A 16053-nucleotide genomic window follows, 5' to 3' on the forward strand; every position below is an offset into this window, starting at 1 on the left:
ATCCAGACAAGGGAGTATGCATGGGTGCAATCGTCAATAGCGTGGCCTACCGCGACGGCAAGCGGCTGGGGGATGTGGCGGTGGACAAGATCAGCGACGCCATCGCCGTGCCCGGCACCTTTGTCTGGCTCGGGCTGCACGAGCCGGACCTGCCGCTGCTGCGCAAGGTGCAGCAGGAATTCGGCCTGCACGACCTGGCGGTGGAGGATGCGCTCGACGCACACCAGCGGCCCAAGCTGGAGACCTACGGCGATTCCATCTTCATCGTGCTCAATACCGCCCAGCTGGTCGACGAGGAAGTGGTGGTGGGCGAGACCCACCTGTTCGTGGGCCCGAACTATGTGGTGTCGGTCCGCCACGGCGTCAGCAGCAGCTACACCCCGGTGCGCGAGCGCTGCGAGAGCGATCCGCGCGCGCTGGCCAACGGCCCGGGCTATGTGCTCTATGCGCTGATGGACTTCGTGGTGGATCACTACATGCCCATCGTCACCCGGCTCGAGGATGCCTTCGAGCAGCTCGAGCAGGGCATCTTCCGCGATGAGTTCGACCGCGCCGCGATCGAGCACCTGTACCACATCAAGCGCCAGGTACTGCGCCTGCGCAACGCGGTCTACCCGATCGAGGAGATCTGCGGACAGCTGATCCGGCTGCACGAGGAACTGGTGCCAAAGGAGCTGCGCGCCTATTTCCGCGACATCGAAGACCACGCCAGCCGCCTGGTGCGCACGCTCGACGTGGTGCGCGAGATGCTGACCACGGCGGTGCAGGTGAACCTGGCGCTGGTCACCGTGGGCCAGAACGAGATCGTCAAGCGCCTGGCCGGCTGGGGCGCCATCCTGGCCATTCCCACGGTGGTGTTCAGCCTGTACGGCATGAACTTCAGTTTCATGCCGGAACTGAAGTTCCACTACGCCTACCCGACGGTGATCGGCGTGACCGCGCTGGCCTGCGCGGGACTCTGGCGAAAACTGCACAAGTCGGGCTGGATCTAGCCGTCCGCGGCAGGCGGGACAAGGCTTTCCCCAGGCGGGCGACGCCCCCGGCACGGCCGTCCTTCCTTTCCGGCATCGGCGTGGCCGGTACCGGCGCACGCGCGCCGGCCCGTCATTTTTATATCTTCTTTACACCCCCCTCCCCCCTCTCTACCCCGTTTTTACCGCTCGATCCTTAACCTCCCAGCTGTGAATCACTCACGGTGTATTGCCATGGACGGGATCTATTTCATCGGTTTATTGCTGTTCGGTGCGCTGACTGGCGCACTGCTGGCGCTGTGCGCCGCACTTGGCGGCAAGCCGCCAAGTGCGGCCGACGGCCCGGGCGCGCAACGCGCCGACGCGCGCCGCAAGGACAGCGCTACCGACAGGGGGCTGTGATGGACTGGGCCGACCTGCTGGGCGGCGTGCTCGCCGTCGCTGTCTTCATCTACCTCCTGATTGCCCTGTTCCGGCCGGAGAAATTCTGATGTCAACCGAATTCCTGGGACTTCTTGTCCTGTACCTCGCCATCCTGCTGGCGCTCGCGCCCTTCCTGGGGCGCTATATCCGCCGCGCAATGGAAGACGGCGCATATCGGGCGACCGCCTGGGGCCGGCCGTTCGAGCGCCTGCTCTACCGCGTGGGCGGCGTGCGCGCCGACGCCGAGATGGGCTGGAAGCAATACGCGGTGGCGGTCATCGTCTTCAATATGCTGGGCGTGGTGGCGGTGTACGCGCTGCAGCGCCTGCAGGGCTGGCTGCCGCTGAACCCGCAGGGCTTCGGCGCGGTCTCTCCCGACCTGTCGTTCAACACCGCCGTGAGCTTCGTCGCCAACACCAACTGGCAAGCCTACGGCGGCGAATCCACCATGAGCTACCTCACGCAGATGCTGGCGCTCACGGTGCAGAACTTCGTCTCGGCGGCCACCGGCATCGCCGTGGTGTTCGCGCTGATCCGCGGCTTCGCGCGCCAGAGCGTGGCCACCATCGGCAACTTCTGGGTGGACATGACGCGCAGCACTCTGTACGTGCTGCTGCCGTTGTCGGCCGCCGTCGCCATGGCGCTGGTCAGCCAGGGCGTGATCCAGAATTTCGACGGCTACAAGGATGTCGCGCTGGTGACCCCGGTCGAGTACAGCCAGCCCAAGGTGGACGCCGCCGGCCAGCCCGTGCTCGACGCCAAGGGCGCGCCGGTGCTTGACGCCATGAAGACAGACAAGCAGACGCTCGCCATGGGCCCGGTGGCTTCGCAGGAAGCCATCAAGATGCTCGGCACCAACGGCGGCGGCTTCTTCAATGCCAACTCGGCGCACCCGTACGAGAACCCGACCGAGCTCGCCAACCTGATCGAGATGCTGGCCATCTTCCTGATCCCGGCGGCGCTGTGTTTCACGTTCGGCGAGATGGTGATGGACCGCCGGCAGGGCGTGGCGGTGCTGGCGTCGATGGCGGTGATCTTCATCGTGATGGCGTGTGTGGCGGCGCTGTCCGAGCAGCAGGCCAATGCCGCGCTGGCGGGCTTGCCGATCGATCACGCGGCCAGCGCGCTGCAGGCCGGCGGCAATATGGAAGGCAAGGAGACCCGCTTCGGCATCGCCGCCAGCGCGCTGTTCGCCACCATCACCACGGCGGCCTCGTGCGGCGCGGTCAACGCCATGCACGACTCGTTTACCGCCATCGGCGGGCTGGTGCCCATGCTGCTGATGCAGCTCGGCGAAGTCGTGTTCGGCGGCGTCGGCTCGGGCCTGTACGGCATGCTGGTGTACGCGGTGCTGGCGGTGTTCATTGCCGGGTTGATGATCGGCCGCACGCCGGAATACCTGGGCAAGAAGATCGAAGCCTACGAGATGAAGATGACCGCCGTGGCGATCCTGGTCACGCCGCTGCTGGTGCTGCTCGGCACCGCGGTGGCGGTGATGGCCGATCCGGGCCGCGCGGGGGTGTTCAACCCCGGCACGCACGGCTTCTCGGAAATCCTCTACGCGCTCTCGTCGGCGGCCAATAACAACGGCAGCGCCTTCGCCGGGCTGTCGGCCAACACGCCGTTCTACAACGTGCTGCTGGCCGCGGCGATGTGGTTCGGCCGCTTCTGGATCATCGTGCCGATCCTCGCCATGGCGGGCTCGCTGGCGGCCAAGAAGCGCCTGCCCGTGACCGGCGGCACCATGCCCACGCACGGCCCGCTGTTCGTGGTGCTGCTGGTCGGCTCGGTGCTGATGGTGGGCGCGCTCACCTATATCCCGGCGCTGGCGCTGGGGCCGGTGGCGGAGCAGCTTCAGGGCGCCGTGGTCACGGCGGCAGGAAAGTAGCCAGGGGATGGCCGCCCGGCAGTGACCTTCACGCGGGCGGCATCTCGAAGCAGATCAGCGTATTGCGGAGAAACGCATGCAACAAGAATCGATGGTGACGCGCGGCAAGCAGTCCGGCGCGGCACCTGCAAACACCACACCGGCGGCCCCCTTGGGTGCGCCGGCCCACGGCACGCACAAGGGTGGCGGTCACCAGCGCCCGCCGCGCGGCGGCATGTTCGCCCCCGAGCTGGTCAAGCCGGCCCTGCTCGACGCGCTGAAGAAGCTCGCGCCGCGCGACCAGCTGCGCAACCCGGTGATGTTCGTGGTCTACGTGGGCAGCATCCTGACCACCATCCTGTTCTTCCGGGCCCTGTTCTCGCCCGCCAGCGCGGGCGGCGAGAGCGCGGGCTTCATCCTCGCGGTCTCGGTCTGGCTGTGGTTCACCTTGCTGTTCGCCAACTTCGCGGAGGCGCTCGCCGAAGGGCGCAGCAAGCAGCAGGCCGAAGCACTGCGCGGGCTCAAGACCACCGTCACCGCCAAGCTGATCAAGGAAGGCCGGCGCGACTGGCGCGCCGCCGGCGCCACCGAGGCGCGCGCGGCCACCGCGCTGCGCCGCGGCGACGTGGTGCTGGTCGAGGCGGGCGACATGGTGCCCGGCGACGGTGACGTGATCGAAGGCGTGGCCTCGGTCGACGAGAGCGCCATCACCGGCGAGTCCGCGCCGGTGATCCGCGAATCGGGCGGCGATTTCTCGTCGGTGACCGGCGGCACGCGCGTGCTGTCCGACTGGATCGTGGTGCGCATCACCACCAATCCCGGCGAAAGCTTCATCGACCGCATGATCACCATGGTCGAAGGCGCCAAGCGCCAGAAGACCCCGAACGAGCTGGCGCTGACCATCCTGCTGGTGGGCCTGACCATCGTGCTGCTGCTGGCCACCGCCACGCTGCAGCCGTTCTCGGTGTACAGCGTGTTCGTGGCCAAGGCCGGCATGCCCGTGACCATCACCGTGCTGATCGCGTTGCTGGTGTGCCTGATCCCGACCACCATCGGGGGGCTGCTGTCGGCCATCGGCGTGGCGGGCATGAGCCGCATGATGGAGGCCAACGTGATCGCCACCTCCGGCCGCGCGGTGGAAGCCGCCGGCGACGTGGACGTGCTGCTGCTCGACAAGACCGGCACCATCACCCACGGCAACCGCCAGGCATCGCGCTTTATCGCCGCGCCGGGCGTGGGCGCGCAGCAGCTGGCCGAGGCCGCATGGCTGTCGTCGCTGGCCGACGAGACGCCCGAGGGCCGCAGCATCGTGACGCTGGCGCGCCAGCAGTCCGGCGCCGCCGCGCCCGATATCAGCGCGCTGCGCCCGATCTTCGTGCCGTTCACCGCGCAGACGCGCATGAGCGGCGTGGACGCGGGCGGCCGCAGCGTGCGCAAGGGCTCCGCCGACGCGCTGCGCAAATACGTGACCGAGCGTGCCGGCAAGTTCCCCGACGCCGTGATGCAGGCCGTGGACGACGTGGCCCGCGCCGGCAGCACGCCGCTGGTGGTGGCGGAATCGTTCGACGACGGCCGCGGCGAGACGGTGCGCGTGCTGGGCGTGGTCGAGCTCAAGGACATCGTCAAGTCCGGCATCCGCGAGCGCTTCGGCGAACTGCGCAAGATGGGCATCAAGACGGTGATGATCACCGGCGACAACCGCCTCACCGCCGCCTCGATCGCGGCCGAGGCCGGGGTCGACGACTTCCTCGCCGAAGCCACGCCCGAAGCCAAGCTCAAGCTGATCCGCGACTACCAGGCCGAAGGCCGCCTGGTGGCGATGACCGGCGACGGCACCAACGACGTGCTGATCTACGGGCTGGGCGGCATCCTGGTGCCGTTCGTGGGCATCAAGATCATCGACATGATCCTGGTGCTGTTCGGCTGGGCGTGAGCCGCGCCGCCCGCACAAGGCCCGGCCAGGGCCCGACCCGGGCTCGATCCGAGCCCAGACAAAGACATTGAACGGAGTCATCATGCCTACCCCAGTCACCGCCGCGCCCCAGGGCCGCGGCACCAGCGGCCAGCCCGGCACACCCATCCAGGGCGGCCTGCTGCGCCCGATGCTGACGGTGTTCGTCGCACTGTCGGTCGTCACCGGCCTGCTCTATCCCGGCGTCATCACCGGGCTGTCGCGCGCCGTGTTCCCGCATCAGGCGGCCGGCTCGCTGATCGTCAAGGATGGCAAGGCGGTCGGCTCGGAGCTGATCGGCCAGCCTTTCTCGGACCCGAAGTATTTCTGGGGCCGCTTGTCGGCCACCGCGCCGATGCCCTATAACGGGGCCGCCTCGTCCGGCTCCAATCTCGGCCCGAGCAACCCCGCGCTGACCGACGCCGCCCGCGGCCGCATCGAAGCGCTGCGCGAAGCCGATCCCGCCAACCAGGCCCCGGTGCCGGTGGATCTGGTGACCGCCTCGGCCAGCGGGCTGGACCCGCATATCAGCCCGGCCGCCGCGCAATACCAGGCGGCGCGCGTGGCGCGCCTGCGCGGCCTGCCGCTCGAACGCGTGCAGGCCCTGGTGGCGGCCAACACGGAAGGCCCGCTGCTGCACGTGATGGGCGATCCGGTGGTCAATGTGCTGCAGCTGAACCTGGCGCTGGATGCAGAGAAGCCGTGAGCTGGCGGGCGCAAGCGCCTGCCCGGATGCCTGCCGGTTTGCTCGCCTCTCCCGCTTGCGGGAGAGGCGCCGGGGGAGAGCAGGCAACTACCCCCGGGCACCTCGCGCGGCCGTGGTGCATCCCCTGTCGACTCCGTCCGGGCCGCAATCGCACGGGCGCCCGCGCGTAGCCGTGGCACAATCCTCGACATCCATTCGCCCTCCGCGTGCTGAAGCCCCACATGCCTGATACCGCCACGCGCGACACTCCGCCGCGGCCCGATCCCGACGCCTTGCTGCAACGCATGCAGGCGGAGGGCGAGCGCGCCGCGCGCGGCAAGCTGCGGGTGTACTTTGGCGCGTCGGCGGGCGTGGGCAAGACCTTTGCCATGCTCACCACGGCGCGCGCGCTGCGCGAGCAGGGCAGCGACGTACTGGTCGGCGTGGTGGAGACGCATGGCCGCGCCGAGACCGAGGCGCTGCTCGATGGCCTCGAGCGGCTGCCGCTGAAGGCGATCCCGCATCCGCGCATGGATGGCCGCGTGCTGCAGGAATTCGATCTCGACGCTACGCTGGCGCGTCGTCCGGCGCTGGTCCTGGTTGACGAGCTGGCGCACTCCAACGCGCAGGGCAGCCGCCATCCCAAGCGCTGGCAGGATATCGAGGAGCTGCTGTCGGCCGGGATCGATGTCTGGACCACGGTCAACGTCCAGCACCTCGACAGCCTCAACGAGGCGGTCGGCGGCATCACCGGCATCCGCGTGTGGGAGACCGTGCCCGACACCGTGTTCGACGGTGCCGACGAGGTGATCCTGGTGGACCTGCCCGCCGACGAACTGCTGCGGCGCCTGCGCGACGGCAAGGTCTACATGCCGGAGCAGGCCCGCACGGCGGCCAGCAACTTCTTCCGCAAGGGCAACCTGATCGCGTTGCGCGAGCTGGCGCTGCGCCGCACCGCCGACCGCGTCGACGACGATGTGCGCGCCTACCGCCATGCCGAATCGATCCGTCCGGTGTGGCGCACGCGCGAAGCGGTGCTGGCCTGCATCGGCAGCGGCGACGATGCCGCGCAGGTGGTCAAGAGCGCGCGGCGGCTGGCCGGCCAGCTCGATTGCGACTGGCACGTGGTCACGGTCGCCACGCCGCGCCTGGCGCCGCTGGCGGCGCAGGAGCGCGCCAACCTGGAAGAGGCGATGCGGCTGGCCGAGGAACTCGGCGCGCGCACCGAGACCCTGGCCGGCAACGATATCGTGCAGGCGGTGGCCGGCTACGTGCGTCGCCACAACCTGACCAAGGTGGTGGTCGGGCGCGCGCCCGGCGCGTGGCACCGCCAGGGCGGTGGCGTGCTGGCGCGCGGACGCGCGCTGCTGGCGCTGTCGCTGTCGCCATTCCTGGGCGCGCGCGCCTGGCTGTTCGGCCGCCACAGCTTTGCCGACTCGCTGGCGCTGGGCTGCCCCGAGATCGACGTGATCCGGGTCGCCGCCGACGCCATGGCGGCCGATGCGCGCGGCCGCGTGCACGCGGCTGCCCGCAGCGATATGCGCGAAGACGTGCGCGAGGACCGCGAGGCCGTCGATGACGGCAGCGTGGCGGCGCGCCGCGTCGACTACCTGTGGGCGGTGGCATGGTGCGCGGGCGCGAGCCTGCTGTCGGCGCTGGCGCGACCGTGGTTCGAGCTGGTCAATATCGCCATGCTGTTCCTCGCCGCGGTGGTGGCGGTGGCGCTGCGCCACGGGCGCGGTCCGGCCGCGCTCGCCTCGGTGGTGTCGGTGGCCGCCTTCGATTTCTTCTTCGTGCCGCCGCGGCTGTCGTTCTCGGTCAGYGATGTGCAATACCTGGTGACCTTTGTCGTGATGCTCGCGGTCGGGCTGGTGATCGGCCAGCTCACCGCGGGGCTGCGCGAGCAGGCCAGGGTCTCGGTCCAGCGCGAGACCGAGGCGCGCACGCTCTACGAGCTGGCGCGCGAGCTGTCCGMCGCGCTGATGCCCGAGCAGATCATCGCCATCGGCAGCCGCTTCCTGCAGGCCGCGCTCGGCGCGCGCTCGGCCTTTTTCCTGGTCTCGCCGAAGGGGCGCCTGCTGCCGCCGGTGATCGACCCGGCGCAACGCGGCAGCGACGCCATCGACCCCGTGCTTGCGCAATGGGTGTTCGACCACGGCAAGCCCGCCGGCACCGGCACGCACACGCTGCCCGGCAGCACGGTGCTCTACCTGCCGCTCAAGGCGCCGATGCAGACGCGCGGCGTACTCGCGGTGGAGCCGCAGGTATGGCGCGCCTTCGCCCAGCCCGAGCTGCGCCGCCAGGTCGATGTGTTCGCCACGCTGATCGCCATCGCGATCGAACGCCTGCACTATGTGGAGGTCGCGCAGCAGGCGCTGCTGTCGATGGAATCCGAGCGCCTGCGCAGCTCGCTGCTGGCCGCCGTGTCGCACGACCTGCGCACGCCGCTGACCAGCCTGGTCGGCATGGCCGAGACCATGCAGCGCGCCGAGTTGTCGCCGGCGCTGGCCGAGACGGTGCGCGCGATGCGCGAGCAGGCCCTGCGCATGCGCACCATGGTGATCAACCTGCTCGACATGGCCCGCCTGCAAAGCCGCGACGTGCGCATGCAGAAGGAGTGGCAGTCGTGCGAGGAAATGGTGGGCGCGGCGCTGGCCGGCATGCGCGATGCGCTGTCGCGCCATCGCGTGTCGGTGGCGGACCTGTCCGCGCTGCCGCTGGTGGAATGCGACGCCGTGCTGATGGAGCGCGTGCTGTGCAACCTGCTGGAGAACGCCGCCAAGTACACGCCGGCGGGGACCGCCATCCGGGTGTCGGGCGAGGTGGCCGACACCGAGGTGCGGTTCGCGGTGGAAGACGAGGGGCCCGGCGTGCCGCGCGGGCAGGAACAAGCGATTTTCCAGAAGTTCACGCGCGGCGAGCGCGAATCGGCAACCGCCGGCGTGGGCCTGGGCCTGGCCGTGTGCGAGGCCATCGTGCAGGCGCACGGCGGGCGCATCTGGGTGGAGAATATGGAGCGCGGCGGCGCGCGCTTCGTGGTGGCGCTGCCGCGTGGCACGCCGCCGGCGATCGAGCCGGAACCGGACCCGGACCCCGTGCCCGGCATCGCCGCAAGGGCAGCAACAGACAAGGAACCAGACTGAGATGGCTTTCGATTTTTCGCCCACGGTACTGCTGGTCGAGGATGAGCCGCATATCCGGCGCTTCGTGCGCGAGGCACTGCAGGCCGAGGGCTGCACCATACACGAGGCCGAGACGCTCAAGCGCGGCCTGATCGACGCCGGCACCCGCCAGCCCGACGTGGTGATCCTCGACCTCGGCCTGCCCGACGGCGACGGCATGACGCTGATCCGCGAGATGCGCACCTGGACCGAGGTGCCGGTGCTGGTGCTGTCCGCGCGCTCCGGGGAAGACGACAAGATCGCCGCGCTCGACGCCGGCGCCGACGACTACCTCACCAAGCCCTTCGGCGTGGGCGAACTGATCGCCCGCGTGCGCGTGCTGCTGCGCCGGCACGCCCGGCTCAACCCGCAAGGCACGCCGCTGATCGCCTTCGGCGAAGTGCAGGTCGACCTGGCCAACCGCGTGGTCACGCGCGCGGGCGATGCCATCCACCTGACCCCGATCGAGTACCGCCTGCTGGCCGTGCTGATCGCGCACCGCGGCAAGGTGATGACGCACCGCGAACTGCTGCGCGAAGTGTGGGGGCCCGCGCATTCGGAGAGCAGCCACTACCTGCGCGTCTACATGGGGCACCTGCGGCAAAAGCTGGAGAAGGACTCCACGCAGCCGGTGCATCTGATGACCGAGCTGGGGGTGGGATACCGCTTCGTGGGATAAGGGGGGAGGGCGCCCCCCTCGCCCTCACCACACCCCGAAGAACACCCCCGCCTGCTTATACACATTGGTCTTCGCCGCCACCTCGTCATTGCTCACCGTCGTCCGCGGCTTGAGCGAAGAGAACCATTCGAGCAGGTGCATCCGCATGGCGGCACGCACGGATTCGAAACCGGCATCCTGGCCAAGATCGAAGAACTCGTCCGGGTCGTTCTCCAGGTCGAACAGCTGCGGCCTGAAGCCCTGCCAGTGCACGTATTTCCAGCGCGCGTCGCGCACCATCCAGGCGCGGCATTCGCCGGGATGGCGGCCGAGGACGACGCGGGCCCCGCGATAGGCGTAGTCGAGTTCGGAGACGACGAACCCGCGCCATTGCCCGCCATCGCGCGCCTGCGTGAGGTCGAGCAGCGAGCGGCCCTCCACGCGATGATCGGCCGCCGGCAGGCCAAGCGCGTCGAGCACCGTAGGCACCACGTCCACCGCGCTCACCATGCGCGCATCGGCGCTGCCGCGCGTGGCATCCGCGGCAGGCGACGGGTCGTAGACGATCAGCGGGATGTTCTGCACGGTGTCGTAGAACTGTTCCTTCTCGCCGAGCCAGTGGTCGCCGAGGAAGTCGCCGTGGTCGGCGGTGAAGACGATCAGGGTGTCCTCCCAGCGGCCCAGGCGTTCGAGCTGGTCCCATAGTTCGCCGAGACGGTCGTCGATCTGCTGCACGAGCCCCTGGTAGGTGGGGCGCACCGTGTCGGAGACTTCGCTGCGCATGAAGTTGGCGCATTCTTCCTGCGTGCGGTAGGCGTCGAGCACCGGATGCGGATCCTGCAGCTCCGCGTCATGGCGCTTGAGCGGCAGGCAGTCGTCCAGCGTATAGGCGGCGTGGTAAGGCGCCGGCGCCATGTATGGCCAGTGCGGCTTGACCAGCGACAGGTGCAGCACCCAGGGCTCGTCGCCGCGCGCGGCGATATATTGCATGGCCTGGCCCACGGTGTATGCGGTCTCGGAGTGCGGCTCGGCCACGCGCGCGGGCAGGCCCGCGTTGCGCATCTGCCAGCCGGAGACGATCTCGCCTTGCGCGTTCTCGGCGCTGATCACGTAGTCGGTCCACGGGTCGGCGCTGTCGTAGCCCTGCTGGCGCAACCATTCGGCATAGGCGCTGCGCGGCTCGGCATGGTGGCCGTCGTGCCGGTCCACTTCGACGAAGTGGCCGCTGCGCAGCAGCGTCTCCAGCTCGCCGGCGCCGTCGAGGTGCAGCCGTTTCATGTTCGCGTTGTCCGGCATGACGTGGGTCTTGCCGGCCAGCGCGAGCGTTCGCTGGCTGTCCTTGAGGTATTCGCCGAGGGTGACTTCGCCCACCGATAGCGGCACGCGGTTCCAGGTGGCGCCATGGCTGCTCGGGTAGCGTCCGGTATAGAAGCTCATGCGGCTCGGCCCGCACACGCCCGAGGTGACGAAGGCCTTGGTGAAGCGCACGCCACGCCTGGCGAGGGCGTCGATGTTCCTGGTGCGCAGCGTGGGGTGGCCATAGCAGCCCAGGTGGTCCTGGCGCAGCTGGTCGCACATGATGAAGAGGGTGTTGCGGGTGGGCATGGCGTGCTGGATCTGGTTGGGCGTCGATACGAATTCATCGATGCGACGAATAACAGGCGGCTGTATTTCGCCGGGTTTTTTCAGTCCCCCGTATAACCGGAGCTCTTTACCACCGGGCCCCAGCGGCCGGCATCGGCCGCCAGCACCTTGCCGAACTGCTCGGCGCTGCCGGTCTGCGGCTCCAGTCCCAGCTTGAGGAAGCGCTCGCGCAGGTCGGGCGATTGCAGCGCATGGACGATCGCCGTGTTGAGCCGATCGAGCGTGGCCCTGGGCGTGCCGGCCGGCGCCAGGAAGCCATAGCGGCCGACGCCTTCGATGTCCTTGTAGCCGAGCTCGGTGAAGGTCGGCACGTCGGGCAGGGCGACCGAGCGCTGCGTGCCGGAACTGGCCAGCACGCGGATCTTGCCGGCGCGGTGCATCTCGGTCATGTCGGCCAGCGTGTCGACCGACGCCGGCACCTGGCCGCCGACCAGGGCGTTCATCAGCGGCGCGGAGCCGTTGAACGGCACGTGCAGCATCTCCACGCCGACCTGCTTGCCGAACAGCAGGCCAAAGAAGTGCGGAATGCTGCCAAGCGCGGGCGAGGCGTAGGAGTTGTTCCTGGCCGGACTGGCCTTGAGCCAGTCGATGTACTCCTTGAGCGACCTGGCCGGCGTGCCGGGCCCGGCAGCCAGCGCCAGCTGGAAATTGGCGATCTGCGCCACCGGCACGAAGTCGTGCTGGATATCGTAGTTGAGCTTGCGGTAGACCTGCGGCGCGATGGTCATCACCGCCGAGTTGGCCACCACCAGGGTGTTGCCGTCGGCGGGCAGGGTGCGGGCATAGTCCATCACCAGCCGGCCGCCGGCACCGGGCTTGTTCTCGATCACCACCGTCTGCTTGAGCTCTTCGCGCAGCTTGTCGCCGACCAGGCGGGCCGCGAGATCGGCGGTGCCGCCGGCGGGATAGCCCACCAGGATGCGCAGTGGGCGCTCGCTCTGGGCGAGTGCCGGGGTGGCCGGCAGGATGGCGGACAGGGCAGACATGGCGGCCAGGGTGGGGACGAGTGCGCGCAGCAGTTTGGCGGGGTTCACGGTTTCTCCTTTTGGGTTCGGCGGCTTGTCGCGCCGCCAGCGGTGCTGGCGGCGGCGAGGCCGGCCAATTTATCGATACGGCCCGGGCGCGCCAACGACGGATTTCGCGCATCGATCTGCGCGCCGTGCGTCTTGCCTTGCGCTGCCTGGCCATACCCCGGCGAGTGCGGAATGCGCCGCGGCGAGCCGGTTTTATATAGACCCATGGACGCTAACACCCACCCATATAATTGACAAAATCAACCAATTTTGCGGGTGCGGCATGAACGAAGCCATCAGGGACGGCGAGGACCGGGACGCAGCCTGCGCCGCGCAGGGCGAGCCGGCGGCGGACGCCGGCCACACCCTGCAGCATCCGGCCCGGCTGGCCGATTTCCTGAACTACCGGCTCTACCACCTGACCCGCGTCGCGCTGAACGCCAGCGGACTGCACCTGCGCGCGGCGGCGGGCGTGAGCCGGCGCGAGTGGCGCATGCTGTCCTTTCTCGGCGAGCAGCCCGGCACGCGCCTGACCGAGCTGGCGCTGAGCGCCGGCCTGGACAAGGTGCTGGCCAGCCGCGCGGTGCATGCCCTGATGGCGCGCGGCCTGGTGCGGCGCGACACGCGCACCCAGGACCGCCGCGCCGCGGCCTTCGCGCTGACCGCCGAGGGCGAGGCGGTGTACCGGCTGGCCTTTGCCCAGGCGCAGGCGTTCAATGCCCGCCTGGCGAGCTGCCTGGCACCGGACGAAGCGCGCGTGCTGGCGGATTGCCTGGCGCGCCTGCATGCCGAGGCGCAAGCCCTGCTGGCGCAGGCCGAGGCCCTGCCCAGCACCGTACCCATCCCTGCGCCGGCAGCGCCGGACTGGTGGCGCCTGCCGTAAGTTCTCCGGCTGGATTGCGACTGCTACTGGCGACTTCCTAAGCCTACACTTGTAGACTTGGAGTGAGCGCGTGCCTTGCCTGGAGCCTGCCATGCCGCCTGTCCGTCTCTTTTCGCCGTCATGGTGCGCGGTCAACGCCGCCGCCGCCGCCCTGGGCCTTTCCCTCTGTCTTGCCGCGGCGCCGCCTGCCGCGGCGGCAACCCAGCCGCCGGTGCCGGCGCAGGCGCTGACGCAGCAGGCCGTGGCCGCCTACGATGCCGGCGCCTTCGATGCGGCCCTGCGCGACTTCGCCAAGGCGGCCCAGCAAGGCAACCGGCTGGCGCAGTTCAACTACGCCATGATGCTGCTGCGCGGCGAAGGCACGCCGGTGCGCCCGCAGGAGGCGCTGATCTGGCTGCGCCGGGCGGCCGACAACGACATGACCCACGCCCAGTTCACTTTCGGCGAGCTTTACGAGCACGGGGACCTGGTGCCGCGCTCGCTCGAATCCGCCAACGAGTGGTACCGGCGCGCGGCCGAAGGCGGCCATGTGCAGGCCCAGGTGGCGCTGGCCACCAACTATTTCACCGGGCGGGGCGTCTCGCGCGACTACGGCAAGGCCTTCCAGTGGTACAGCCGCGCCGCCACCGCCGGTGACAGCGGCGCCCAGTACATCGTCGCCAGCTATTACGAGCGCGGCGAGCCGGGCGTGGTGGAGAAGGATATCGAGCAGGCCAAGATCTGGTACGCGCGCTCGGCCTCGCACGGCGACCCGGGCGCGCTGGCCAAGCTGCGTTCGCTGCTCGAGCAGGGACTCAAGGCGAAGCGCGGCGGCGCCATGTAGGACGCCATTTAGGATGCCATGTAGGGGCGCAGGTCGGGCGCCATGGCCGGGCATCATGGTCAGGCGKCATGTCATGCTGCGGTAGCGTTGCCGTGCTGGCATGACGGGGCACCGCGCCGGAAGGGAGGTCCTCCGGCAGCGGCACCCGGGTCCCCGGGGCCTTGGCCATCGCGGGGCGGTACAACTCTTGCTTGCTAGAGACGGCACAAATTCTGCGCCAATGGGAGGCCTTTGTGGCAACGCACGTCGCACTGAATCACGTCACCCACTACCGGTATGACCGGCCTGTGAAGCTATCGCCGCAGGTGGTCAGGCTCCGGCCCGCCCCGCACTGCCGCACACCGATCCTTTCGTATTCGCTGCGCATCGAGCCCGAGCAGCATTTCATCAACTGGCAGCAGGACCCGTTCGCCAACTACCTCGCCCGGCTGGTGATCCTCGAGCCGACCCGCGAGTTCAAGATCACCGTCGACCTGGTGGTCGAGATGGCGGTCTACAACCCCTTCGACTTCTTCCTCGAGCCCTACGCCGAGCAGTTTCCGTTCAGCTACGACCCGGGCCTGGCGCACGAACTGGCGCCGTACCTGGTCACGGGCGAGCCGACCCCGCGCTTCGCCGCCTTCGTGGAAAGCATCCCGCGCACGCCGCAGCGGACCATCGACTTCCTGGTGGCGCTGAACCAGCGCCTGCAGGAAGACATCCGTTACCTGATCCGCATGGAGCCCGGCGTGCAGACGCCGGAGCAGACCCTGGAATCCGGCGCCGGCTCCTGCCGCGACTCCGGCTGGCTGCTGGTGCAGACGCTGCGGCATCTCGGCCTGGCGGCGCGCTTCGTCTCCGGCTACCTGTTGCAGCTGACGCCGGACGTGAAGGCGCTGGACGGCCCCAGGGGCGCCGAGGCGGACTTCACCGACCTGCATGCCTGGTGCGAGGTCTACCTGCCGGGCGCGGGCTGGGTCGGCCTGGACCCCACCTCCGGCTTGCTGGCCGGCGAGGGCCATATCCCGGTGGCCTGCACCCCCGAGCCTGGCAGCGCGGCGCCGGTCAGCGGCGCGGTGGACCAGAGCGAGGTCGCGTTCCACCACGAGATGTCCATCACGCGCATCTATGAATCGCCGCGCGTGACCAAGCCCTACACCGAGGCGCAATGGCAGGCGGTGGCGGCGGTCGGCGCCGAGGTCGACCGCCGGCTCGATGCGCAGGACGTGCGCCTGACCATGGGCGGCGAGCCGACCTTCGTGGCGGTCAAGGACCGCGACGGCGCGGAGTGGAACACCGATGCGCTCGGCCCCACCAAGCGCGGCTATGCCACCGAACTGGTGCACAAGCTGCGCGACCGCTACGGCAAGGGCGGCTTCCTGCACTACGGCCAGGGCAAGTGGTATCCGGGCGAGCAACTGCCGCGCTGGGCCTTGTCGATCTGCTGGCGCGCCGACGGCGAGCCCTGCTGGCAGGACCCGTCGCTGTTCGCCGACGAGCGCCATCCGGCCGACTACACCCACGCCGACGCACACCGCTTCCTCGACAGCCTGGCCACGCGCCTGGGCCTGGACCCCGCTTTCGTGCAGCCCGGCTATGAAGACACCTGGTACTACCTGTGGCGCGAGCGGCGCCTGCCGGTCAACGTCGACCCGCTCGAGTCGCGGCTGGACGACGAGATGGAGCGCATGCGCCTGCGCCGCGTGTTCGGCGCGGGCCTGGCGCAGGTGAGCGGCTACGTGCTGCCGCTGCGCCGCGCCGGTGCCGAGGAGGCACCGGCCCTGCACGGCCAGCGCTGGGTCAGCGGGCCCTGGTTCTTCCGCGACGACCGCATGTACCTGCTGCCGGGCGATTCGCCGATGGGCTACCGCCTGCCGCTCGATGCGCTGCCCTGGGTCAGCGAGGCCGACTACCCGTGGCAGTTCGACCAGGACCCGTTCGCGCAGCGCGGGCCGCTGCCCACGGGCGCGCAACTGCGCGCGCAGTGGCCGGGCC

The 16053-nt window shown here is 69.5% G+C and carries 14 protein-coding genes; 11 read left to right on the forward strand and 3 right to left on the reverse strand.

Annotated elements, in window-relative coordinates; translation table 11 throughout:
• Positions 1-20 precede the first annotated feature (20 nt).
• The 8 genes from AC1DO7_RS34925 to kdpE all read left to right on the forward strand — a co-directional run bounded on the left by AC1DO7_RS34925 (position 21) and on the right by kdpE (position 9737).
• Positions 21-992, forward strand: coding sequence for a magnesium and cobalt transport protein CorA (locus AC1DO7_RS34925; protein WP_441620043.1), 972 nt, complete (start codon positions 21-23; stop codon positions 990-992).
• A gap of 213 nt (positions 993-1205) precedes the next feature.
• The gene (locus AC1DO7_RS34930) at positions 1206-1373 is read left to right on the forward strand and encodes a hypothetical protein (protein WP_441620041.1); all 168 of its coding nucleotides are present in this window, start codon (positions 1206-1208) and stop codon (positions 1371-1373) included.
• Positions 1373-1462, forward strand: coding sequence for a K(+)-transporting ATPase subunit F (gene kdpF, locus AC1DO7_RS34935; RefSeq protein ID WP_006164365.1), 90 nt, complete (start codon positions 1373-1375; stop codon positions 1460-1462). The genes AC1DO7_RS34930 and kdpF overlap by 1 nt, the downstream gene beginning before the upstream one ends.
• Entirely contained in the window at positions 1462-3282 is a 1821-nt protein-coding gene (gene kdpA, locus AC1DO7_RS34940) for a potassium-transporting ATPase subunit KdpA (protein ID WP_441620039.1), read from the forward strand. The genes kdpF and kdpA overlap by 1 nt, the downstream gene beginning before the upstream one ends.
• A gap of 76 nt (positions 3283-3358) precedes the next feature.
• Positions 3359-5194: a potassium-transporting ATPase subunit KdpB gene (gene kdpB / locus AC1DO7_RS34945; protein WP_477117156.1), complete on the forward strand. Its 1836-nt coding sequence runs from the start codon at positions 3359-3361 to the stop codon at positions 5192-5194.
• 82 nt (positions 5195-5276) lie between these two features.
• Complete coding sequence (gene kdpC / locus AC1DO7_RS34950) at positions 5277-5918, forward strand: potassium-transporting ATPase subunit KdpC (protein WP_441650374.1); 642 nt, start codon at positions 5277-5279, stop codon at positions 5916-5918.
• Between the two features lie 221 nt (positions 5919-6139).
• Positions 6140-9040: a DUF4118 domain-containing protein gene (locus AC1DO7_RS34955; protein ID WP_477117157.1), complete on the forward strand. Its 2901-nt coding sequence runs from the start codon at positions 6140-6142 to the stop codon at positions 9038-9040.
• 1 nt (position 9041) lies between these two features.
• On the forward strand, positions 9042-9737 hold the full coding sequence (gene kdpE, locus AC1DO7_RS34960; protein WP_441620031.1) for a two-component system response regulator KdpE: 696 nt from the start codon (positions 9042-9044) through the stop codon (positions 9735-9737).
• A gap of 24 nt (positions 9738-9761) precedes the next feature.
• On the opposite strand, the gene AC1DO7_RS34965 is transcribed toward kdpE, so the two are convergent.
• The 3 genes from AC1DO7_RS34965 to AC1DO7_RS34975 all read right to left on the reverse strand — a co-directional run bounded on the left by AC1DO7_RS34965 (position 9762) and on the right by AC1DO7_RS34975 (position 12600).
• A complete protein-coding gene (locus AC1DO7_RS34965) occupies positions 9762-11321 on the reverse strand; it encodes a sulfatase-like hydrolase/transferase (RefSeq protein ID WP_441650376.1) in 1560 nt (519 codons plus the stop codon).
• An 80-nt stretch (positions 11322-11401) separates the two neighbouring features.
• Positions 11402-12346: a Bug family tripartite tricarboxylate transporter substrate binding protein gene (locus tag AC1DO7_RS34970; RefSeq protein ID WP_441650378.1), complete on the reverse strand. Its 945-nt coding sequence runs from the start codon at positions 12344-12346 to the stop codon at positions 11402-11404.
• A 44-nt stretch (positions 12347-12390) separates the two neighbouring features.
• A complete protein-coding gene (locus tag AC1DO7_RS34975) occupies positions 12391-12600 on the reverse strand; it encodes a hypothetical protein (RefSeq protein ID WP_441620027.1) in 210 nt (69 codons plus the stop codon).
• Positions 12601-12656: 56 nt separating this feature from the next.
• Between AC1DO7_RS34975 and AC1DO7_RS34980 the strand changes: the two genes are divergently transcribed.
• From AC1DO7_RS34980 to AC1DO7_RS34990, 3 genes are all read left to right on the forward strand, one after another.
• Complete coding sequence (locus tag AC1DO7_RS34980; protein WP_441620026.1) at positions 12657-13256, forward strand: MarR family winged helix-turn-helix transcriptional regulator; 600 nt, start codon at positions 12657-12659, stop codon at positions 13254-13256.
• A gap of 91 nt (positions 13257-13347) precedes the next feature.
• On the forward strand, positions 13348-14079 hold the full coding sequence (locus AC1DO7_RS34985) for a tetratricopeptide repeat protein (RefSeq protein ID WP_441620024.1): 732 nt from the start codon (positions 13348-13350) through the stop codon (positions 14077-14079).
• A gap of 233 nt (positions 14080-14312) precedes the next feature.
• A partial coding sequence (locus tag AC1DO7_RS34990; protein ID WP_477117158.1) for a transglutaminase family protein occupies positions 14313-16053 on the forward strand: 1741 nt, incomplete at its 3' end.

It is taken from the genome of Cupriavidus sp. 05N40 (assembly GCF_056397305.1).

Excerpts from the sequence above, each read along its gene's own strand:
- kdpC (WP_441650374.1), top strand. The coding sequence starts at position 5,277 with ATGCCTACCCCAGTCACCGCCGCGCCCCAGGGCCGCGGCACCAGCGGC.
- AC1DO7_RS34985 (WP_441620024.1), top strand. The coding sequence starts at position 13,348 with ATGCCGCCTGTCCGTCTCTTTTCGCCGTCATGGTGCGCGGTCAACGCC.
- AC1DO7_RS34970 (WP_441650378.1), bottom strand. The coding sequence starts at position 12,346 with ATGTCTGCCCTGTCCGCCATCCTGCCGGCCACCCCGGCACTCGCCCAG.
- kdpA (WP_441620039.1), top strand. The coding sequence starts at position 1,462 with ATGTCAACCGAATTCCTGGGACTTCTTGTCCTGTACCTCGCCATCCTG.
- kdpB (WP_477117156.1), top strand. The coding sequence starts at position 3,359 with ATGCAACAAGAATCGATGGTGACGCGCGGCAAGCAGTCCGGCGCGGCA.
- AC1DO7_RS34965 (WP_441650376.1), bottom strand. The coding sequence starts at position 11,321 with ATGCCCACCCGCAACACCCTCTTCATCATGTGCGACCAGCTGCGCCAG.
- AC1DO7_RS34925 (WP_441620043.1), top strand. The coding sequence starts at position 21 with ATGGGTGCAATCGTCAATAGCGTGGCCTACCGCGACGGCAAGCGGCTG.
- AC1DO7_RS34980 (WP_441620026.1), top strand. The coding sequence starts at position 12,657 with ATGAACGAAGCCATCAGGGACGGCGAGGACCGGGACGCAGCCTGCGCC.
- AC1DO7_RS34975 (WP_441620027.1), bottom strand. The coding sequence starts at position 12,600 with ATGGGTCTATATAAAACCGGCTCGCCGCGGCGCATTCCGCACTCGCCG.
- kdpF (WP_006164365.1), top strand. The coding sequence starts at position 1,373 with ATGGACTGGGCCGACCTGCTGGGCGGCGTGCTCGCCGTCGCTGTCTTC.
- kdpE (WP_441620031.1), top strand. The coding sequence starts at position 9,042 with ATGGCTTTCGATTTTTCGCCCACGGTACTGCTGGTCGAGGATGAGCCG.
- AC1DO7_RS34930 (WP_441620041.1), top strand. The coding sequence starts at position 1,206 with ATGGACGGGATCTATTTCATCGGTTTATTGCTGTTCGGTGCGCTGACT.